Origin of the sequence: Streptomyces thermocarboxydus, assembly GCF_024760485.1 — a bacterium.
GTDB lineage: Bacteria > Actinomycetota > Actinomycetes > Streptomycetales > Streptomycetaceae > Streptomyces > Streptomyces cellulosae.
The window spans coordinates 595557-614919 of sequence record NZ_CP058273.1; the positions used below are offsets into that span (position 1 = coordinate 595557).

Genomic DNA, 19363 nt, shown 5'->3' on the forward strand with positions numbered 1-19363 from the left:
CCTTCACGAAGGCGGTCCCAGATGGCCCTGTTCGACCTTTCCCTCGACAAGCTGCGCGCGTACCGCAGCAAGTCCACGGAGCCCGAGGACTTCGACGCGTTCTGGTCCGGGACGCTGGAGGAGGCGCGCCGGCACGACCTTGACGCGCGGTTCGAGCCGGTCGACACGGGACTGACGACCGTGGAGGTCTTCGACGTGACGTTCGCCGGGTTCGGCGGCCACCTCGTCAAGGCCTGGCTGATCCTGCCCGCCGGCGCCTCCGAACCGCTGCCGCTGGTGGTGGAGTTCGTCGGGTACGGCGGCGGCCGCGGCCTGCCGCACGAGCACCTGCTGTGGGCGTCCACCGGCCGGGCGCACTTCGTGATGGACACCCGCGGCCAGGGCAGCGCGTGGGGCGGGGGCGGCGGCACCGAGGACCCGGTCGGGTCCGGACCGGCGTTCCCCGGCTACATGACGCGTGGCATCGACGCGCCGGAGAACTACTACTACCGGCGGGTGTTCACGGACGCGGTGCGCGCGGTGGAGGCGGCGCGGTCGCACCCGCTGGCCGACGCGAGCCGCACCGTGGTCACGGGCGGGAGCCAGGGCGGCGGCATCACGATCGCGGTGGGTGGTCTCGTCCCGGACCTGGCGGGCGTCGCGCCGGACGTGCCGTTCCTGTGCGACTTCCCGCGCGCCACGACCCTCACCGACCGCAACCCGTACCGGGAGATCGGCAACTTCCTCAAGACACACCGCGGCCGCGCGGCGGACGTGCGGCGCACCCTGTCGTACTTCGACGGCGTGCACTTCGCCGCCCGCGGCACCGCGCCCGCGCTGTTCTCGGCGGCGCTGGAGGACCAGACATGCCCGCCCTCCACGGTGTTCGCCGCCTTCAACGCCTGGGCGCACGAGGACAAGACGATCGAGGTGTACGACTTCAACGACCATGAGGGCGGCGGCCCGTACCAGGAGGCGGCGCAGCTGCGCTGGATGCGGGACCGCGTCTGACGACCACGTGCTACGGGCCGCACGGACCGACGGCTCGCACTGTTCGACGGACCGAACGGTTCCGGCCGAACTGCCGGGCCGGGCTTCCCTGCTGGTGTAGACCAATGCTAGATGTGGTGGCCCAACGAGCCCGCACGGCCACGGAACGTCACCAACAGGAGGGCGCGGCATGGCCCGCACCACCCCGCACCAGCATGTCCACACCCGCAGGACCCTCACCGACGGGGAGCCGCTCTACCGGAGGGTCGCCTCCGAACTGCTCGGCGAACTGCGCACCGGCACCGTCCCGCCCGGCGAACGGCTGCCCGGCGAGCGCCAGTTGGCCGGGCACTTCGGAGTCAGCCGGGAGACCGTACGGCAGGCGCTGGAGGTGCTGCGGCGGGAGGGGCTGGTCGCCACCGACCGGCGGGGCAGTCATGCCGCGCTGCCGGGCATGCCGGTGGAGGCGCCGGCCGCCGCCGGTTTCCCGCTCGGCGCGCGGCAGGCGGGTCGGGACACGGTGGCGCGGGGGGCCGCGGGCCGCCGTCGCCTGGGAGGTTCCGCCGCCGGGCCACGCGGAGCCCCTGGGGCTCGCACCCGGCCGGCCCACACTCGTGCACCGCTACTGGTCCGCGTCGCCCGGCGTACGGGAGCAGCGCACGGCGGTGACATCGTTCTCCGCGGTGGCGCTCGCGGAGGTGGAGGAGCTGGCCCGCTACCGCGACCGGGCCGACGGCACCGGCGCGGCCGAGTTGCGCCGGACGTACGACTGGATGCGGCGGGCTGGCCTGTCGCTGCACCACCGGGACACGATCACCCGTGTCGAGGGCGCGCCGTCGGTGCGGGTCACCCGACAGGTGCGCGACCAGCACCACCGGCCGCTGGAGCTGACGGAACTGGTGATGGACGCCCAGCAGGACGTGCTGGTCTACGAGTTCATGGTGCCGGCGGCGGTCTGAGGGACCATAGGCTCGCGCACCACGCGGGCCTGCCGGGCGGCAGCGAGGAGACGGCAGTCCGCCGACCACACCGCGCTGTCGTCGACCGCCCAGCCGCCGCCCGCGTGGTCGGCGCGGATGCGGACCAGGTTCCAGCCGTGCGCGGGGCCGTCGTCGAGGGCGTCGGTGAAGTGCACGGTCATCTCGGCGGTCGGGACCGGGCGCGGGGTGCGCCAGCGGGCGTAGAGGGCGGGTGGCAGGACGTCCGCGAGGGTGGCGACGGCGGCCGCGTCCACCGGCCGGTCGTCCCGGAAGCGCACCCACGCGACGAGCACGGCCCGGGGTCCGCCGGCCAGCGGGAGGTCGGCGGTGGCGGGGCGTATCTCCAGCTGGCGGGCGAACAGCGCCAGGTCGGCGGGGAGCTCGAGGGGGAGGCAGTCGCCCGGGCCGGGCACCTCGGGGGCGCTGAGGCCGGCGTGCGCGGGGCCGCCGCGGGCGTGCCCGAACAGCGCGGAGCCGAGGACGACGGGCTCGCCGTCCTGATGCCCGGTGAACAGGCAGGTGGCGGTGCGCCGGCCGGTCGCGGGCGCGGTCCCGGAGAAGCGCAGCGGGCCGGTCCCGACCGGGGCCAGATAGTGGGTGGTCAGCGAACGCACCGGCCGGTCCCCGCCTACGAAGGAGTCGCGTACGGCGGTCAGCGCCGCACCGGCGACCCAGCCGCCGTGCATGCCCTCCCAGGACCACCAGCGGGGGTCGATCTGCGTCGCGTCATGGGCAGTCGTCGTCACGCGAGCCACTCTAGGCGGGTGGGTTGGAAAATCCAACGGATTCCCAGGTGGAGTTTGAAAAACAGACTCAGGAGGTGAGCGGCGCCCGTCGCGCCCCCTTCTCCGCCACGACGAGCCGCACCCTGGGGCTGCCGTCACGGCGGCGGCCGAACTCGGGGAGGGGCCAGAACGCCACGCGGAACCCCGCGTTCTCCAGCCCGTGCCAGAGGTCGCCGAAACGCACGGCCAGGTAGTACATGACGAACGGCGGGCGCCACACGGCGTTGCGCACGCGCATGACGGCGTCGAAGCCGAGCAGCATCGCGTGGGTGAGGGAGCCGGGCCGGGGCGGGGCGACGACCGGGAGGACGAAGCGGCCGCCGGGCCGCAGTACCTTGTGGACCTGCGCGAACAGTCCCGGCAGCTCGGACGGCAGGAAGTGCCCGAGCGCCCCGAAGCTGACCACGAGGTCGAACTCCGGTCCGAACGGCAGCACCCGTGCGTCCGCCCGTACCCAGGACGTGTCGGGCCCCTCGGGCCGCCTGCGCGAGCGGGCCACCTCCAGCATCCCGGTGCTGAAGTCGGCTCCGGTGACGGAGTCCCGGCACACCTGGCGCAGCACGTCGACGCCCGCGCCGGTGCCGCAGCACAGGTCGAGCCCGGTGCCGTAGGGGCCGGACTCCAGCAACGCGGCGACGGTGGCGTCCAGCACGGAGTCGGAGGTGCGGAAGGGGGTGTGGTCGAACTTCGGGGCGAGGAGGTCGTAGCCGCGCTCGACGGACGACAGCGCCTGGACGGCCAGTTCGCTCAGTCGGGGGCCTTCGGGGCTGAACATCCGCCCAGCGTAGAGCGCGGCGGCCGGGGCCGCCTCGGAACTGCCGGGCGCCACGACCGAACCCCCCGGCGGCGGGCCTTCGCAAGCCGGGAAGGGCATCCGAGTGCTCGCGCGCGGCGCCCGGCCGGGGCAGCGCGGTGATCGGGACGGCCCTTCCTACGTTTGCGATATGACTATCGGACTTGCTTCGCGGACGGCCGTGTCGGGGTGCGTGCTCTGTGCGGCGGGCCTGCTGGCGCTCGCGCCCGCGGCCGCGGCCACCGGACCCGGCGTCGACCCGGCGCCGCGGACGACGGACGCGCCCGCGTCCTTGCTGTACCGGCCCGGCACGCATGTCCGTCCGCGCGCGGGGGCGCCCGAGGTCCCGGACCTGTCCGCCCGTGCCTGGCTGGTCGCCGACGCGGACACCGGCGCGGTGCTCGCGGCGCACGACGCGCACCGCAAGCTGCCGCCCGCGAGCACCCTCAAGACGCTGTTCGCGCTGACCGTGATGCCGGCCCTGCCGTCGGGCATCCGGCACCGCGTCGACCCGGAGGAGCTGGAGGACATCGGCCCGGGGAGCAGTCTCGTCGGGGTCGCCGAGTACCGGACGTACCGCGTCTCCGACCTCTGGAACGGGGTGTTCCTGAACTCCGGCAACGACGCCGTGCGGGTGCTGGCGGCCCTCAGCGGCGGCTGGCGGACGACCGCCGAGCGGATGGAGGAGAAGGCGCGGGCCCTGGGCGCCCGCGACACCCACGTGAAGTCGCCCGACGGCTACGACGCGCCCGGTCAGGTGTCGTCGGCGTTCGACCTGGCCGTGTTCGGCCGGGCGGGGCTGCGGAGTCCCGAGTTCGCGGAGTACTGCGCGCGGGCGGAGGCGAGTTTTCCCGCCCGTGACGGCGGGAGTTATCCGATCGTCAACACCAACCGGCTGCTCACGGGGGCGGACGGGGTCGCGCCGTACCGGGGGCTGGTCGGGGTGAAGAACGGCTACACGAGCCATGCGGGCAACACCTTGGTCGCCGCCGCCCGCCGCGACGGGCGGACCCTGGTGGCTACGGTCATGAACCCCCGCTCGGGCGACGGCCACGCCGTCTACGAGGAGGCGCGGGCCCTCCTCGACTGGGGCTTCGACGCGGCCGGCCGCGTCAATCCGGTGGGCTCCCTGGACGCCCTCCGCAGCGCCCCGCCGGGCGGCCCGGAGGCGGACGCGGTGGCGGTGTCCGCCTCGCGCGGGGGCGACACGGAGGGCCCTCCGGTGTGGTGGACGATCACGGGGGCGGGGCTGCTGGGCGGGGTCGGGGTGGCGGTGTATCTGCGGCTGCGGTGGGGGCCGGTGCCGAAGGATTGAGGGGCGGTTGGTCTGCCGCCCGCTCAGCGGGGTGGGCCCGCCTGAAACACCCCGCCCGTGCGGGTAGTCCGTGGCTGGTCGCGCAGTTCCCCGCGCCCCTGAGGTGTGCTGCCGCCCCGCCCGCTTGCGGCGACCCGCGCCCCGCCGCCGCGGGCAGTCGTGCCTCCCGCAGTGGGCGCAGCGGCACCCCCTCCAACGCCGGTGCGGGCAGTCCGTGGCTGAGCGCGCAGTTCCCCGCGCCCCTGAGGGACCCCGCAGCTGCGGGCGCCCCTGAGGGACCCCGCCGCCGCGGGCAGTCGTGCCTCCCGCAGTGGGCGCAGCGGCACCCCCTCCAACGCCGGTGCGGGCAGTCCGTGGCTGAGCGCGCAGTTCCCCGCGCCCCTTGAGGCGCCGCAGCTGCGGGCAGTCGTGCATCCCCCAGTGCCTCAAGCGCCTGGGAGGTACCCCCAGGGCGATGGGGGTACCTCCCGCTCGAGCGAAGCCGAGAGTGGGTGAGGGTGGGCGCAGCGGCACCCTTTCAGCGGGCAGCGGCTGTCCTACCCCCGGGCACTCGTGCCCAGGCCCGCCTACCAGCTCACCCCCGTCTCAGACGCACACCGCCCCCAGCTCCTCCACCGGCCTGACCCCGCCCACCGGGCGCCCCCCGCCCAGCACAGCCTCTCCCGCGAACGCGGTCAGCAGGGACGGGTCCACGCCCGCCTGGGTGAGGGCCGCCGCCGTGACCGGGATGCGGGCGCGGCCCGCGCCGTCGGCTATCTTCACGGCCACCGCTCGGCCGTCCGGCAGCGCCGCGACCTGGACGCCTTCGAAGCCGTCCTTGGCGAGCAGCCCCGGCACCGCGCGCATCAGCGCGGCCACGTCGCGGCCGGCCCCGGACGCCATCTCGGCGTGGGTGCGCATCGCGTCGGCGACGCGGCCCTCGGGGGTGCCAGGGGCGCCGCCCGCGATCCGGGCGGCCGCGCGGGCCAGGCCCTCCAGGGACACCGCGAACAGCGGCGCGCCGCAGCCGTCGACGGTGACCGTGGCGACGCGTCGCCCGGTGAGGTCCTCGACGGTCTCGGCGACCGCCTGCTGGAGGGGGTGGGCCGGGTCGAGGTAGTCGTCGAGCGACCAGCCGTTCAGCTTGGCCGTGTACAGCATGGCCGCGTGCTTGCCGGAGCAGTTCTGGGCGAGCCGGGAGGGGCCGCGGCCCGCGCGCACCCAGGTGTCCCGGACGGCGGGGTCGAAGGGCAGGTCGGGGACGTTGCGCAGATCGCCCTCGGTCAGGCCCGCCCGTGCCAGGATGCGGCGGGCGCCGTCCAGGTGCCGTTCCTCGCCGGAGTGGCTGGCCGCCGCGAGGGACAGCAGGTCGCCGTCGAGCGGGAGGCCGGCGCGGACCATGGCCACCGCCTGGAGGGGCTTGAGCGCGGAGCGCGGGTAGAACGCCGCCTCGGGGTCGCCGAGTCGGAAGCCCACCGTGCCGTCGGCGTCGAGGACGACGACGGAGCCGTAGTGGACGCCTTCGACGACCCCGCCGCGTACGAGGTGGGCGACGGGGGCGTGGCGGGGTGCGCGGACCGGGGGTGCGGCCGCGGGGAGACTGCTGTGCATCACACTGCCTGCGGGTTGTCGGGGCGGGCCGGCGCGGGGGTGGTGCGCGGGCCCGGTGTGCGCGCGGAGCGCACGATGTCGGTGAGGGTGGTCTCGACACGGTCGAGGTGGTGGGTCATGGCGCGCACGGCGTCGGGTTCGGAGCCGGCGGCCAGGGCCTCCACGAGGGCCCGGTGCTCGCGGTCGGAGTGGGCGCGGCGGCCGCCGAGCTCGTTGAGGAAGGCGGACTGGCGGGCCAGCGCGTCCCGGATCTCCTCGATGACTCGCCGGAACACGGGGTTCTGGGCCGCCTCGGCAAGGGCGAGGTGGAACAGGGTGTCCATCGCCGCCCAGGCGGTGGTGTCGGTCTCCCCCTCCATCCGCGCCAGCAGGCCCCGCAGCCGGTCCAGATCCTCCGTCGTGCGGCGGAGGGCGGCGTACCCGGCGACGGGGATCTCGACGTGCCGGCGGACCTCCATGAGGTGTGCGGCCGTGTAGTCGCCGAAGGTGGGGTCCTGCACGGCGTCGGCGACCACGAAGGTGCCCTTGCCGGTGCGGGACACCGTCAGGCCCATGGTCTGGAGTGCCCGCAGCGCCTCGCGGAGGACCGGGCGGGACACCTGGAGTTCGCGGCACAGCTCCGCCTCGGAGGGCAGCTTGTCGCCGATGGCCCAGTCGCCGCGCTCGATGGCGTCGCGGAGGTGGGCGAGCACCGCCTCCGTCGCGCTGACGCGCCGCGGTCCCGCACCACCTGTCTGGCTGTCTGACAGGTTCACGGGCCGATCGTGCGGCCCGCCCGCGCGCAGTGTCAAGCGAGGGCGGGCCGGGGGTGGCGCCGGCCACACCCCCGTCCTGGGGCCACCACCCCTCTCCCCCTGGGGGTGACCGTCCCGCCGTATGCGGGGGCCACCGTCCTTCTTCGCCGGGGAAATGAACCCCCATACTGAGCGCATGGCACATTCGACGGCGTTGGCCGGCATTCATTCCTCCGACGAGGGCGAAAAGCAGACAAACCCTCAGGGGGACGGACGAAAAAGGGAACGGGAGAAAACCTCCGGAAGGGGAAGTGATTTCTCCGAGTTGTCCCGGCGAATAGCCGACGCGGGCCTGCTGCGCCGCCGCCCGGTGTACTACACGGCGCGTTTCACCGCCGTGGGTGTGGCGCTGGCCGGAAGCGTCGCCGCGTTCCTGGCGCTGGGCGACAGCTGGGGCCAGCTGTTCGTCGCCGCCGTGCTGGCCGTCGTGTTCGGGCAGCTCGGGCTGGCCGCGCACGACCTGGCGCACCGCCAGGTGTTCTCCCGTCGCCGCCCGAGCGAGGCCGGCGGTCTCATGGTGGCGAACGTGCTGCTCGGCATGAGCTACGGCTGGTGGATGAACAAGCACACCCGCCACCACGCGAACCCGAATCATGAGAACAAGGACCCGGACGTCGCGCCCGACATCATCGTCTGGTCACGCCGTCAGGCGCGGCAGGCCAAGGGTCCCGCCCGGTTCATCGGAAAACACCAGGCGGCCCTTTTCTTCCCGCTGCTGACCCTCGAGGGCCTGAATCTGAGTTTCAGCAGTTTCCGGGCGCTGCGCAGCCCGTCGATGAAACGGCCCGTCCTGGAGGGCACCCTTCTCGTCGCGCATTTCGCCGTCTATTTCGGCGGAATTTTCACACTACTGTCCCCCGGTAAGGCGCTCGCGTTCATCGCCGTGCACCAGGGGCTGTTCGGCCTGTACCTGGGTTCCGTGTTCGCGCCGAACCACAAGGGCATGCCGATGGTCGAGGAGGGCAGCGAACTCGACTTCCTGCGCCGTCAGGTGCTGACCTCCCGCAACGTGGACGGCGGGGCGCTGACCGATGTGTTCATGGGCGGTCTCAACTACCAGATCGAGCACCACCTCTTCCCCAGCATGCCGACGCCGGCCCTGGCGAAGGCCCAGGTGATCACCGAGCGGTACTGCGCGGAGCTGGGCATCCCGTACTGCCGGTCGGGTCTCCTCGCCTCGCACCGCACGGCGCTGCGCCATCTGCGGGAGGTCGGCGCGCCCCTGCGCGAGGCCGGGCGCTGACTCTACGGCCACACCGCCCCGGCCAGGGCCGCCCCCGCGAAGGCTGCGCCCAGGCCGGCCGCCGTGCTCACCAGGACGTTGGCGGCCGCGTACCCGAGGGCGCCGCCCTCGGCGAGGCGGAGGGTCTCGTAGGAGAAGGTCGAGTAGGTGGTGAGGGCGCCGCACAGTCCGGTGCCGAGCAGCAACTGCACGTCGGTCCCGGCGACGCCCGCGGCCGCGGCGCCGGCCAGCAGCCCGAGGATCAGACTCCCGACGACGTTGACGGTGAACGTGCCCCAGGGAAGGTCGGAGCCGGTCCGGGACTGCACGGCCCGGTCGGTGAGGTATCGCAACGGCGCCCCGACCATCGCGCCGAGCACCACGTACAGCCAGGTCACGCCCGGCCCTCCCGCGCGGCGTCGTCGCTGCCGGGCCGGGGGACGATCTCGCACCGTTCGAGGAACACGAGCCCTTCCGGGACGAGCGCGTCGACCTCCGGCAGGAAGGCCCGCACCCGTTCCTCGGTGTCGACCATGACGACCGCCACCGGCAGGTCCTCGCTCAGTGACAGCAGCCGGGAGGTGTGCACGAGCGACGAGGAGCCGAAGCCCTCGATGCCGCGGAACACGCTGGCTCCGGCGAGCCCCGCCGCATGCGCGCGGTGGACGATCTCCGAGTACAGCGGCCGGTGACGGCAGGTGTCGCACTCGCCGACCAGCACCGTGAGGCGCAGCCCGTCGGTCGTCGGAGTGGTCATGACTGCCTCCTGATCAGGGCCCGGCGGGTGGCCGCGGTGGCCGCCCAGACGGCGGTCAGGGCCACGACGGGAGTGGCGGCCAGGTAGAGGAGCGCGCTTCCGGGGCGGCCGGCCTCGAACAGGCCGCGGACGTCCACCGCGTAGGTCGAGAAGGTCGTGAAGCCGCCCAGGACGCCGGTGCCGAAGAACGGACGGAGCAGGCGATGGGCGGTGCGCGCCTCGGTGACGGCGACCATGAACGCGCCGATCACGGCACAGCCGAGGACATTGACCCACAGGATCGTCCAGGGGAAGGAACCCGCCGGGGCGGGCCACCACACGACGGCCGCGTACCGGGCCGCCGCTCCCACTCCGCCGCCCACAGCGACCGCCGCGACGACAGGCGCCTGGGCCCGTACGGCGGAGCGGCCCCGGGCTCGTCCGGTGTCCGCCGCGGTCACGGTCGTACGTCCTCCCACTCGCACGGGATCAGCCTAGTCCAGGCGTCGGAGGCGGGGCGTCCGGACCTGCTCGCGGCGCCGGCGGGGCTACCAGCCCTTCTCGAACAGCTCGGTCACCTCGGCGAGGCGGATCTCGTCTCGGCGGTAGCGGGGGCCGTCGTCCTGGCCGGTGGGGTGGAGCAGGCCGAGGGCGGTGAGCAGGTGGAGGTGGGTGAGGGCCGCGGGGCGGGGCACACCGAGGCGGGCGGCGACGTCGTCCGCGCTGAGGCCGCGTTCGGCGGTGTCCGGGTCGCCCAGCCAGGCGAGGATGCGCAGTCGTGTCCCGTCGGCGGGAGTTCTCGGCATGTCGTCCACCTCCCCGCCGGGCTTCCTGGTCTCCGGCGCCCTCCCACTGTGCCGCGCCCGGGGTCCCCGTGTCCCGTACCGCGGGCAGCTTGTCCGGAGTCAACGCCCTTGTGGGTCAGGGATGTTGAACCGGACGGCGGTGACCGGGGGCCGGCCCCGGTCACCGCGGCGGGGGTCAGCGGTGACGGAACCACTCCATGGCGGGCAGTGCGCGGTCGTCGTAGTCGAACAGCGCCTGGTTCTCCCAGCCGTTGCCGGAGGACGGGTCGGCCGGGTCCCAGCCGTTGCCGGGGCGGGCGGTCCAGGTGGCCTCCCAGTAGAAGACGCCGAGGCCGCGTCCGCCGGGGACGGCCTCCACGATGCTCGCCACGTCGTTCATCCAGCGGGTCTGCCCGGCGGGGGTGGCCGGGTAGCCGGGGACGAGCTCGCTCGCGCTGTCGATGATGTTCTCCAGCGCGTCCTCGCTGTCCAGCCGGAACGGGTAGGCCGTCTCGGCGACGTACACGGGCCTGCCGTAGCGGGCGGCCGTGTCGTCGAGGGTGGTCTGCACGTCGTGCAGGGTGCCGTGCCAGTAGCCGTAGTAGGACAGGCCGATGACGTCGAAGCGCACCCCGTGGGCGACCGCCTGGTCGAACCACCAGCGGGTGCCGTCGAGGTCGCCGCCCTCGGCGAGGTGCAGTGCGACGGACGTGGACGGGCTGACCGCCTTCACCGCGGCGTAGCCGGAGTTGAGCAGTCCGGCGAGCTGGGACCAGTTCGAGACGGTGCCCTCGTTCCAGAGCATGCCGCCGTTGATCTCGTTGCCGACCTGCACCATGTCGGCCGTAGTGCCCTGCGCCTTCAGGGCGTTCAGCACGTCGTGGGTGTGGTCGTGGACGTCCTTCTTGAGCTGCTCGTAGCCGTGTCCGGCCCAGGCGGCGGGCTTGGTCTGCTTGCCGGGGTCGGCCCAGGCGTCCGAGTAGTGGAAGTCGATCAGCAGCTTCATGCCCCGTGCCTTGACGCGCTTGGCGAGGGCCAGGACGTGCGCCTTGTCGTTGTAGCCGTCGGCCGGGTTCACCCACACCTTGACGCGGGCGTAGTTCATGCCGGAGGAGCGGAGGATGGCGAGGGGGTCGCCGGCCGTTCCGGAGGCCGTGCGGTACACCCCGCCGCGGTCCTCGCTCTTGGGCAGGGAGGAGATGTCGGCGCCCTTGACGCCCAGGCCCGCGGTGCCGCGTTCGAAGGTGAGGTCGTCGACGTTGATCCAGTTGCCGGCGTTGGCGTCGCTGACGACGGCGACCGTGCACCGGCCGCCGCTCACCGTGACGGGCACGACGATCCGCAGCCAGCCCGAGTCGGACACCGGCAGGCCGGTGCGCTGTTCGGCGCCCCCGCAGTCGCGCAGGGCGAGGTACGCGGCGTTCTGCCCGCCGCCGGAACGAACCCAGGCGGTGAGCCGGTAGTCACCGGCGGCCAGCCCGGTGAGCTGCTGGTAGGTCTCGACCCGGTAGGCGGAGGAGGACCAGTGGGCGAGACGGTGGCCGCCGTCGCGTCCGCCCGCCTCGGTGTAGGACGCCGCCGTGTCGCCGGACTCGGACCATCCTGCCGGGGTCGCGGCGCCGGTGCCGCCGGACTCGAAGCCCGCATTGGTGAGGGCGGGCGCGGCGGTCGCGGCGGGGGCGGGCAGGGCGGTGAGGGTGAGTCCCGCCACGAGCGGCGGCAGCAGGGCCCGGAGTGTGCGTCTGGGATGGAACATCGGCGTTCGTCGTCCCTTCGACGTGGGGGGAAGGAGCGCCCGCACCCGGTGGGTGAGGGCCCCCTCCGCCCGCGGCCGTACGCCCGCGCGGGCGGAGGGGAGTCGGGTTCAGCCGTCGAGCCGGACGACCCGGACGGCCCCGGCGGGCACCGCGAGCCGTCCGGCCGCGCGCTCGCCGGTCAGCAGCTCGGTGCCGGGAGTCTCCAGCGGGACCTTGGCATCGGCGCCGGAGTGGTTGATCGCGAAGAGGAAGCGGCCGGAGTCGCCGCTGCGGCGGACCACTTCGACGTCGTGCGGCAGGTCGTCGCGCGGGGAGATGCCCGCGTCCTCGGCGGCGCGGGCGAGGACGGTGGCGAGGCCGTCGGTCCCGAGCCGGGTGGAGACGTACCAGACGGTGCCCTCGCCGAGGCGGTGCCGGGTGACCGCGGGGCGGCCGGCGGCCGGTCCGTCGGCGTACGTCCACACGGTCTCGGCGCCGCGCGGCACCACGAACTCGGTCCACACGTCGGCCTGCAGCTCCGCGCCGCCGGGGCCGGTCAGGCGCACCCGCTCGCCCTCCAGCAGCGGGGAGAACTCCTCGACGGTGAGGCCCAGGACGTCCCGCAGGGCGCCCGGGTAGGGGCCCTCGTGCACGGCGTCGTGCTCGTCGACGATCCCCGAGAAGTACGACACCACGAGCGTGCCGCCGCCCTCGGCGTACCGGCGCAGGCTGTCGCCGGCCGCCTCGGTCATCAGATACAGGGCGGGAACGACGACAAGGGGATACCTCGACAAGTCGCCCTCCGGGCGGGCGAAGTCGACGGTGAGGTGGTGGTCGTAGAGGGCCTCGTAGAAGGCGTCGGCGCGTTCGCGGGCGTCGTGGTCCTGGCTGGGGCGCCAGTCGAGGTTCTGCGCCCACCAGGACTGCCAGTCCCACAGCACGGCGGCGTCCGCCTCGGTGCGGGTGCCCCGCACGGACGCCAACGACTGTACGGCCGCGCCGAGTTCGGTGACCTCGCGGAAGACGCGGGTCTCGGTGCCGCCGTGCGGCAGCATCGCCGAGTGGAACTTCTCCGCGCCGCGCCGGGACTGGCGCCACTGGAAGAACATGGCGCCGTCGGAGCCGCGCGCGACGTGGGCGAGGGAGTTGCGGGCCATCTGGCCGGGAGCCTTGGCGGGGTTGCGGGGCTGCCAGTTGACGCCCGAGGTGGAGTGTTCGAGCAGCAGCCAGGGGGCGCCGCCGGCGACTGAGCGGGTGAGGTCGGCGGCCATGGCGAGGTTGACGTGGGTGCGGCGGCCGTCGGTGATCAGGTAGTGGTCGTTGGTGACCAGGTCCACCTCGCGGCCCCAGGCCCAGTAGTCGACGGAGTCGCACTGACTGAGGGCGGTCATGAAGTTGGTGGTGACGGGGACGCCGGGTGACAGGCGGTGCAGGATGTCCCGCTCGGCCGTGAAGTTCTCCCGCATGGTGGCGTCGGCGAACCGCCGGTAGTCCAGCGCCTGGGCCGGGTTGCCGACCGTGGGGGTGGCGCGGGGCGGGTCGATCTCGGCGAGCGAGGCGTAGCGCTGGCCCCAGAAGGCGGTCCCCCAGGCCTCGTTGACCGCGTCGACACCGCCGTACGTCCGCTCCAGCCAGCGGCGGAAGTGGGCGGCGCAGGTGTCGCAGTAGCAGGCGGAGACGGGCACGCCGTACTCGTTGTGGACGTGCCACATCGCCAGCGCCGGGTGGTCGCCGTAGCGCTCGGCGAGGCGGGTGGTGATGTCCGCGGCGGCGGCCCGGTAGGCGGGGTTGCTGTGGCAGATGGCGCCACGGGAGCCGAACGCCAGGCGCACGCCCTCGGCGGTGACGGGCAGCGCGTCCGGGTGGGCGCGGTAGAACCATGCGGGCGGCACCACGGTGGGGGTGCCCAGGTCGACGCGGATCCCCGCGTCGTGCAGCAGGTCGAGGCTGCGGTCGAGCCAGCCGAAGTCGTGGGCGCCGGGGGCGGGTTCGAGCAGGGCCCAGGAGAAGATGCCGACGCTCACCAGGGTGACGCCGGCCTCGCGCATCAGCCGCACGTCCTCCTCCCAGACGGCCTCCGGCCACTGCTCGGGGTTGTAGTCCCCGCCGAAGGCGAGCCCGGTGAGGCCCCTGCGGGTGATCTCCGGCATCGATGGTCTCCCGTTGTGATCGATCGCTTGGGAACGTGCACACACATTCTCGACGGTGTGGAGCCCACATAACCGCACAGCATCAACCATTGACAAGTGTCCGATGTGTTTCTCTACTGTGAACGCTCACAGACGCCGGCGCGAGCCGCGCACCGCACGCATCCGGTCCCCGCAGTCGGCGGGGGCCCCGGGTCAGGGGAGACTTCCATGCCGTACACGAAGCGCCGTCGCCTCGTGAGTTCCGCCGTCGCCGTGGCCCTCGGGGCCACCGCGCTCGCCGCCTGCGGCTCGTCGTCCGAGGACGACGGCGCCGCGTCGGGTCCGGTCACGCTGACGTACTGGAGCTGGGCCCCCGGCATGGACAAGGTCGTGGACCTGTGGAACAAGGGGCCCGGCAAGGAGCGGCAGATCACCGTCACGGTGAAGAAGCAGGCGTCCGGCGACACCCTCGTCACCAAGATCCTCACCGCGCACAAGGCCGGCAAGGCGCCCGACCTGGTGCAGGCGGAGTACCAGGCGCTGCCCACTCTGGTCAGCAACGACGCGCTGGCCGACATATCCGGCGAGGCCGGCGACGCGAAGAAGGAGTTCGCCGACGGCGTCTGGCAGCAGACCACGCTGGGCACGGACGCGGTGTACGCGGTGCCGCAGGACATCGGGCCGATGATGTTCTTCTACCGCGAGGACCTGTTCAAGAAGTACGGGCTGACCGTCCCCACCACCTGGGACGAGTTCGCCGGCACCGCGCGCGAGCTGAAGAAGGCAGCCCCCGACAAGGACCTGACCACCTTCTCCGCCAACGACTCCGGGCTGTTCGCGGGCCTCGCCCAGCAGGCCGGCGCGCAGTGGTGGACCACCTCCGGCGACAAGTGGAAGGTCGGCATCAACGACGCGGCGACGAAGAAGGTCGCTTCGTTCTGGGGCGGCCTGGTCGAGGAGGGCGCGATCGACAACCAGCCGATGTACACGCCCGCCTGGAACAAGGCGCTGGACACCGGGCAGCAGATCGCGTGGGTGAGCGCCGTGTGGGCGCCCGGCACGCTCACCACCGCCGCGCCCGCCACCAAGGGCAAGTGGGCCATGGCCCCGCTCCCCCAGTGGACCAAGGGCGAGAACCGCACGGGCAGTTGGGGCGGCTCCTCCACCGCAGTCACCACCGACTCGAAGCACAAGGACGCCGCCGCCACGTTCGCGGCCTGGCTGAACACCGACCCGCAGGCGCTCAACGCGCTGGCGAAGGAGAGCGGCATCTACCCCGCCTCCACGGCCGCGCAGACCAGTGGCGCCTTCGCCACGCCGCCGGAGTTCTTCGCCAACCAGCCCGACTTCTACACGAAGGCCGCCGAGATCGCGGAGACGACCGCGCCGTCCGCCTGGGGACCGAACGTCAACGTCGCCTACACGACGTTCAAGAACGCGTTCGGCGCCGCCGCGAAGAACAGGTCGGACTTCACCGCCGCCCTGGACGCCATGCAGGAGGACACGGTCGCGGACCTGAAGAAGCAGGGCTTCGGAGTCGCGGAGTGAAGTCCCCCGCCCGCCGGCCGCACGGGGCGCGGACAGCCCCGTACGGCCGCCCCTCCCGGAGCCGTACGCGCCAGGCTCCCTATCTGTTCCTGGTACCGGCGATCGTGCTGTTCCTGCTGTTCTTCGCGCTGCCGATCGGCTACGCGGTGTGGCTCAGCTTCCGCAAGGTGCGGGTCTCCGGGCTCGGTCTGGGGGCCGGTGCCCGCCAGGAGGTCTGGGCAGGGCTGGAGAACTACACCGGAGCGCTGTCCGACAGCGAACTCCTGCACGGCGCGCTGCGCGTGCTCGGCTACGGCTGCCTCGTGGTGCCGGTGATGCTGGGGCTCGCCCTGCTGTTCGCGCTGATGCTGGACGCCGAGCGGGCCCGGCTCACGCCCTTCACCCGTCTCGCGATCTTCCTGCCCTACGCGGTGCCGGGCGTGGTGGCGGCGCTGCTGTGGGGCTTCCTGTATCTGCCGAGCGTCAGCCCGTTCTCCTTCGTGCTGGACGCGCTGGGGCTGCCTCAGCCGGACCTGCTGGACGGCGGTCCGCTGTACGCGGCGCTGTCCAACATCGCGGTGTGGGGCGGCACCGGCTTCAACATGATCGTCATCTACACCGCGCTGCGGGCCGTTCCGGCCGAGGTGTACGAGGCGGCGAAGCTGGACGGGGCGACGCCGCTGCAGATCGCGCTGCGGATCAAGATCCCGATGGTGGCGCCGTCGCTGGTGCTGACCTTCTTCTTCTCGATCATCGCGACGCTGCAGGTGTTCAGCGAGCCCACCACCCTCAAGCCGCTCACCAACTCCGTGTCCACCACCTGGAGTCCGCTGATGAAGGTCTACCAGGACGCCTTCGGCAACGGCGACATCCATGCCGCCGCCGCACAGGCCACGCTGATCGCGGTCGCCACCCTGGTGCTGTCCTTCGGGTTCCTGCGCACCGCCAACCGACGCACGAAGCAGGAGGCGGGCCGATGAGCTCCCTCGTCATCCCCCGCCCCGAGGCCGCGGACGGCACGGTGCCGAGCCCGAGACCGAGCCGCCGGATCGCGCTGATTCCGACGGTGACGCTGCTGCTCGGGGCGGTGTACTGCCTGCTGCCGGTGATGTGGGTGGTGATCGCGTCCACCAAGTCCGGCCGCGAGCTGTTCTCCACGTTCACCTTCTGGCCCGGCACCGGCTTCGCCGAGAACCTCACGGACCTCAACTCCTACCGTGAGGGCGTCTACTGGCAGTGGATGGCCAACTCCGCCGTGTACGCGGGGCTGGGCGCGCTGCTGTCGACGTGCGTGTCCGCCGTCAGCGGCTACGCGCTCGCCACGTACCGCTTCCGGGGCCGCGAGACGGTGTTCAACGTCCTGCTCGCGGGGGTGCTGATGCCGCCGGTGATCCTGGCGATCCCGCAGTACCTGCTGATGGCGGAGGCGGACCTCACGGACTCGTACCTCTCCGTGCTGCTGCCGCAGATCCTCTCCCCGTACGGCGTCTACCTCGCGCGGATCTACGCCGCCGCGGCGGTGCCGTCGGACGTGGTGGAGGCCGCCCGGATGGACGGGGCGGGCGAGTGGCGGATCCTCACCCGGGTCGCGCTGCCGATGATGCTGCCGGGTCTGGTGACGGTGTTCCTGTTCCAGTTCGTGGCCGTGTGGAACAACTTCCTGCTGCCGTTCGTGATGCTCAGCGACGACGAGAAGTTCCCGGTCACCCTGGGTCTGTACACGCTCCTGGAGCAGGGTTCGAGCCAGCCCGCGCTCTACACGCTGGTGATCACGGGCGCGTTCCTCGCGGTGGTGCCGCTGGTGGCGCTGTTCCTGGTCGTGCAGCGGTTCTGGAGTCTGGATCTGCTGTCCGGGGCCGTAAAGTCGTGACCATGGGCAACACGGGGGGCAGGCGCAGGCCGCCGACGATCCACGACGTGGCGCGCGAGGCCGGGGTCTCGCGCGGCACCGTGTCACGCGTGCTCAACGGCGGTCACTACGTCAGTCCCGCCGCGGCGGAGGCGGTCAACGCCGCGATCCGCCGCACCGGGTACGTGGTGAACCGGCACGCCCGCTCCCTGATCACCGGCCGCTCAGACTCGGTGGGCTTCCTGCTGACCGAGCCGCAGGAGCGGTTCTTCGAGGACCCCAACTTCAACGTGCTGCTGCGCGGGTGCACCCAGGCACTGGCCGCGCACGACATCCCGCTGCTGCTGATGCTGGCCGGCACGGACGACGAGCGGCGGCGGATCACGCGGTACATCACCGCCGGGCACGTGGACGGGGTGCTGCTGGTGTCCAGCCACTCCGGCGACCCGGTCGCGGAGGAACTGCGCGCGGCGGGCGTCCCGCTGGTCGCGTGCGGCAAGCCGATCGGGCTGGGCTCGAAGGTCAGTTACGTCGCGGCCGACGACCGGGACGGCGCCCGCGACATGGTGCGGCACCTGCTGGGCCTGGGGCGGCGGCGGATCGGCGTGGTGACGGGCCCGCTGGACACCCCGGGCGGGGTGGAGCGGCTGGCCGGCTACCGGGAGGTGCTCGCGGAGGCGGGCGTCGAGGAGGACGAGCGGCTGATCGTGTCCGGCGACTACAGCCGGGCGAGCGGCGAGGCGGCCGCGGAGCGGCTGCTCGCGCAGGCGCCGGACGTGGACGCGGTGTTCGTGGCGTCCGACCTGATGGCGCAGGGCGTGCTGGCCGCGTTGCAGCGGGCGGGCCGCCGGGTGCCCGAGGACGTGGCGGTGGGCGGCTTCGACGACAGCCCCGCGGCGGTCGCGGTGAGCCCGGCGCTGACCACGATCCGCCAGCCCTGGGACCGGATCAGCGCCGAGATGGTGCGGGTGCTGCTGGCGCAGATCGGCGGCGAGGACACGGCGGCGGTCATCCTGCCCACCGAGTTGGTGAAACGGGCGTCTGCCTGACCCTTCCGGGGCATTCGGTCGGGCTCGCCAGGCCGCTCGTTCCGCTCCCGCCAGGCCATTCATTGAATTTCGAACAAATGTTACGGTTCCCGTATGGCAGGGACGACCGACAAGGCACGGCTCGAGGAACGGTGGCGTGACATCCTCGCCGTGCACGCCCGCACCCAGGGCGAGATCGACCGCGCCCTCCACCCCTACGGCCTGGGCGCCTCCGACTTCGAGGTCCTCGACCTGCTCGCGTCCGCCACTCCCCCGCCCGGCGAACTGTGCCGGGTGCAGAACCTGGTCGGCCGGGTGCATCTGAGCCAGAGCGCGCTGTCCCGGCTGATCGCCCGTCTGGAGAGGCACGGCCTGGTCGAGCGCAGCACCTGCCCGACGGACCGGCGCGGCGTCTACGTGCAGCTCACCGCGCGCGGCCGCGAACTGCACACCGAGACCCTCCCGCTCCAGCGCGCCGCCCTGGCCCGGGCGCTCGGCGACTGACACGGAAATCGGCCCGCGCCTGACGCACGGACACGGGCCGACGGGTCACCGCCCGCGTCAGGGGCGGGCCAGCAGGGTGCGGACCCCCTCCGAGGTCAGCGTCAGACGGTGCTCGGAGCTGCCGTCGATGGTGAGGGACAGGTCGTCGGCCGGCCACTGCGCGGCGAGGGCGCCGAGCGGGACCAGGCGGTAGCGGGAGACGAACGGGAGCAGCCCGGCCATCTCCAGCTCGGACGTGAACACGGGCACCACCTGGGTGCCTCCCGGCTGCTCCAGCACGGGCAGCGCGACGGCGCCGGGGTCGGCGGCCTCCTCGTCGCCCGCGTCGTCGGGGACCGGGATCAGCACGTCGCTGTTGGCCAGCGCGTCCAGCGCGGCGGTGTCCTCGGTGTTCTCCGACAGTGCGTCCAGGGCCCGCTGCGCGGGCGTGGGGGCGTTGTTCTCGTGCGCGGGTGTTTCCATGACGAATTCCCTGGTAGCGGCGGTTGTCGGCCCGCCCGGGACGCACTTCGGCCCCGGGCACAGTAGGGGACGCGTACCCGTTCGCATGTCGCGCAACCCTGCGATTCACGAGGCTCCCGCGCGGCTCCCCGAGCCTCTTCGCACGTCAGGGGGCGGACC

At 73.1% G+C, this 19363-nt stretch carries 19 protein-coding genes and 1 pseudogene; 9 read left to right on the forward strand and 11 right to left on the reverse strand.

Annotated elements, in window-relative coordinates:
• The first annotated feature begins 21 nt into the window (after positions 1–21).
• Positions 22–990 carry an acetylxylan esterase gene (locus AY578_RS02740; RefSeq protein WP_258901942.1) on the forward strand — a complete coding sequence of 323 codons (969 nt, stop codon included), beginning with the start codon at positions 22–24 and terminating at the stop codon, positions 988–990.
• A gap of 169 nt (positions 991–1159) precedes the next feature.
• Positions 1160–1928, forward strand: a pseudogene (locus tag AY578_RS02745) (GntR family transcriptional regulator).
• Here AY578_RS02745 and AY578_RS02750 read toward each other — a convergent pair.
• Complete coding sequence (locus AY578_RS02750) at positions 1898–2695, reverse strand: acyl-CoA thioesterase (protein WP_258901943.1); 798 nt, start codon at positions 2693–2695, stop codon at positions 1898–1900. The pseudogene AY578_RS02745 and the gene AY578_RS02750 sit on opposite strands and share 31 nt — an antisense overlap.
• A gap of 67 nt (positions 2696–2762) precedes the next feature.
• The gene (locus AY578_RS02755; protein ID WP_258901944.1) at positions 2763–3509 is read right to left on the reverse strand and encodes a class I SAM-dependent methyltransferase; all 747 of its coding nucleotides are present in this window, start codon (positions 3507–3509) and stop codon (positions 2763–2765) included.
• A gap of 169 nt (positions 3510–3678) precedes the next feature.
• Between AY578_RS02755 and AY578_RS02760 the strand changes: the two genes are divergently transcribed.
• The gene (locus AY578_RS02760) at positions 3679–4842 is read left to right on the forward strand and encodes a D-alanyl-D-alanine carboxypeptidase family protein (protein WP_106432541.1); all 1164 of its coding nucleotides are present in this window, start codon (positions 3679–3681) and stop codon (positions 4840–4842) included.
• Between the two features lie 585 nt (positions 4843–5427).
• Here the strand turns inward: AY578_RS02760 and AY578_RS02765 are convergent.
• The gene (locus AY578_RS02765) at positions 5428–6432 is read right to left on the reverse strand and encodes an asparaginase (RefSeq protein ID WP_136237280.1); all 1005 of its coding nucleotides are present in this window, start codon (positions 6430–6432) and stop codon (positions 5428–5430) included.
• On the reverse strand, positions 6432–7187 hold the full coding sequence (locus AY578_RS02770) for a FadR/GntR family transcriptional regulator (protein WP_051101716.1): 756 nt from the start codon (positions 7185–7187) through the stop codon (positions 6432–6434). The genes AY578_RS02765 and AY578_RS02770 overlap by 1 nt, the downstream gene beginning before the upstream one ends.
• Positions 7188–7362: 175 nt before the next feature.
• On the opposite strand from AY578_RS02770, the gene AY578_RS02775 reads away from it, so the two are divergent.
• Positions 7363–8469, forward strand: a complete 1107-nt coding sequence (locus AY578_RS02775; RefSeq protein WP_258901945.1) for a fatty acid desaturase family protein — start codon at positions 7363–7365, stop codon at positions 8467–8469.
• A 2-nt stretch (positions 8470–8471) separates the two neighbouring features.
• Here AY578_RS02775 and crcB (AY578_RS02780) read toward each other — a convergent pair whose 3' ends face one another.
• The 6 genes from crcB (AY578_RS02780) to AY578_RS02805 form a co-directional block, all read right to left on the reverse strand.
• A complete protein-coding gene (crcB, locus tag AY578_RS02780) occupies positions 8472–8846 on the reverse strand; it encodes a fluoride efflux transporter CrcB (RefSeq protein WP_019526877.1) in 375 nt (124 codons plus the stop codon).
• Positions 8843–9205, reverse strand: coding sequence for a putative PII-like signaling protein (locus tag AY578_RS02785; RefSeq protein ID WP_019526878.1), 363 nt, complete (start codon positions 9203–9205; stop codon positions 8843–8845). Before AY578_RS02785 ends, crcB (AY578_RS02780) begins: the two co-directional genes overlap by 4 nt.
• Positions 9202–9645: a fluoride efflux transporter CrcB gene (crcB, locus tag AY578_RS02790; protein WP_028960337.1), complete on the reverse strand. Its 444-nt coding sequence runs from the start codon at positions 9643–9645 to the stop codon at positions 9202–9204. The genes AY578_RS02785 and crcB (AY578_RS02790) overlap by 4 nt, the downstream gene beginning before the upstream one ends.
• An 87-nt stretch (positions 9646–9732) precedes the next feature.
• The gene (locus AY578_RS02795; protein WP_202415592.1) at positions 9733–9990 is read right to left on the reverse strand and encodes a helix-turn-helix domain-containing protein; all 258 of its coding nucleotides are present in this window, start codon (positions 9988–9990) and stop codon (positions 9733–9735) included.
• A 175-nt stretch (positions 9991–10165) separates the two neighbouring features.
• Positions 10166–11725 carry a glycosyl hydrolase 53 family protein gene (locus tag AY578_RS02800; protein WP_258901946.1) on the reverse strand — a complete coding sequence of 520 codons (1560 nt, stop codon included), beginning with the start codon at positions 11723–11725 and terminating at the stop codon, positions 10166–10168.
• Between the two features lie 108 nt (positions 11726–11833).
• On the reverse strand, positions 11834–13855 hold the full coding sequence (locus AY578_RS02805) for a beta-galactosidase (RefSeq protein ID WP_258901947.1): 2022 nt from the start codon (positions 13853–13855) through the stop codon (positions 11834–11836).
• Positions 13856–14062: 207 nt separating this feature from the next.
• Here AY578_RS02805 and AY578_RS02810 point away from each other — a divergent pair, with 207 nt between their 5' ends.
• From AY578_RS02810 to AY578_RS02830, 5 genes are all read left to right on the forward strand, one after another.
• Positions 14063–15382 (forward strand): ABC transporter substrate-binding protein, encoded by a 1320-nt coding sequence (locus AY578_RS02810; protein ID WP_215048633.1) that lies wholly within the window; start codon positions 14063–14065, stop codon positions 15380–15382.
• The gene (locus tag AY578_RS02815) at positions 15379–16341 is read left to right on the forward strand and encodes a carbohydrate ABC transporter permease (protein WP_028960341.1); all 963 of its coding nucleotides are present in this window, start codon (positions 15379–15381) and stop codon (positions 16339–16341) included. The genes AY578_RS02810 and AY578_RS02815 overlap by 4 nt, the downstream gene beginning before the upstream one ends.
• Entirely contained in the window at positions 16338–17231 is an 894-nt protein-coding gene (locus AY578_RS02820; protein WP_258901948.1) for a carbohydrate ABC transporter permease, read from the forward strand. The genes AY578_RS02815 and AY578_RS02820 overlap by 4 nt, the downstream gene beginning before the upstream one ends.
• A complete protein-coding gene (locus AY578_RS02825; protein WP_028960343.1) occupies positions 17228–18259 on the forward strand; it encodes a LacI family DNA-binding transcriptional regulator in 1032 nt (343 codons plus the stop codon). The genes AY578_RS02820 and AY578_RS02825 overlap by 4 nt, the downstream gene beginning before the upstream one ends.
• Before the next feature lie 93 nt (positions 18260–18352).
• The gene (locus tag AY578_RS02830; protein ID WP_136237288.1) at positions 18353–18742 is read left to right on the forward strand and encodes a MarR family winged helix-turn-helix transcriptional regulator; all 390 of its coding nucleotides are present in this window, start codon (positions 18353–18355) and stop codon (positions 18740–18742) included.
• Between the two features lie 57 nt (positions 18743–18799).
• On the opposite strand, the gene AY578_RS02835 is transcribed toward AY578_RS02830, so the two are convergent.
• Complete coding sequence (locus tag AY578_RS02835; RefSeq protein ID WP_006134511.1) at positions 18800–19204, reverse strand: SseB family protein; 405 nt, start codon at positions 19202–19204, stop codon at positions 18800–18802.
• Between the last annotated feature and the right edge of the window lie 159 nt (positions 19205–19363).

What these genes read in the sequence shown, in the direction of transcription:
- AY578_RS02755 (WP_258901944.1), bottom strand. Translation starts at nt 3,509, where the DNA reads ATGTTCAGCCCCGAAGGCCCCCGACTGAGCGAACTGGCCGTCCAGGCG.
- AY578_RS02795 (WP_202415592.1), bottom strand. Translation starts at nt 9,990, where the DNA reads ATGCCGAGAACTCCCGCCGACGGGACACGACTGCGCATCCTCGCCTGG.
- AY578_RS02830 (WP_136237288.1), top strand. Translation starts at nt 18,353, where the DNA reads ATGGCAGGGACGACCGACAAGGCACGGCTCGAGGAACGGTGGCGTGAC.
- AY578_RS02805 (WP_258901947.1), bottom strand. Translation starts at nt 13,855, where the DNA reads ATGCCGGAGATCACCCGCAGGGGCCTCACCGGGCTCGCCTTCGGCGGG.
- AY578_RS02800 (WP_258901946.1), bottom strand. Translation starts at nt 11,725, where the DNA reads ATGTTCCATCCCAGACGCACACTCCGGGCCCTGCTGCCGCCGCTCGTG.
- AY578_RS02740 (WP_258901942.1), top strand. Translation starts at nt 22, where the DNA reads ATGGCCCTGTTCGACCTTTCCCTCGACAAGCTGCGCGCGTACCGCAGC.
- AY578_RS02765 (WP_136237280.1), bottom strand. Translation starts at nt 6,432, where the DNA reads ATGCACAGCAGTCTCCCCGCGGCCGCACCCCCGGTCCGCGCACCCCGC.
- AY578_RS02820 (WP_258901948.1), top strand. Translation starts at nt 16,338, where the DNA reads ATGAGCTCCCTCGTCATCCCCCGCCCCGAGGCCGCGGACGGCACGGTG.
- AY578_RS02785 (WP_019526878.1), bottom strand. Translation starts at nt 9,205, where the DNA reads ATGACCACTCCGACGACCGACGGGCTGCGCCTCACGGTGCTGGTCGGC.
- AY578_RS02760 (WP_106432541.1), top strand. Translation starts at nt 3,679, where the DNA reads ATGACTATCGGACTTGCTTCGCGGACGGCCGTGTCGGGGTGCGTGCTC.
- AY578_RS02835 (WP_006134511.1), bottom strand. Translation starts at nt 19,204, where the DNA reads ATGGAAACACCCGCGCACGAGAACAACGCCCCCACGCCCGCGCAGCGG.
- AY578_RS02775 (WP_258901945.1), top strand. Translation starts at nt 7,363, where the DNA reads ATGGCACATTCGACGGCGTTGGCCGGCATTCATTCCTCCGACGAGGGC.
- AY578_RS02810 (WP_215048633.1), top strand. Translation starts at nt 14,063, where the DNA reads ATGCCGTACACGAAGCGCCGTCGCCTCGTGAGTTCCGCCGTCGCCGTG.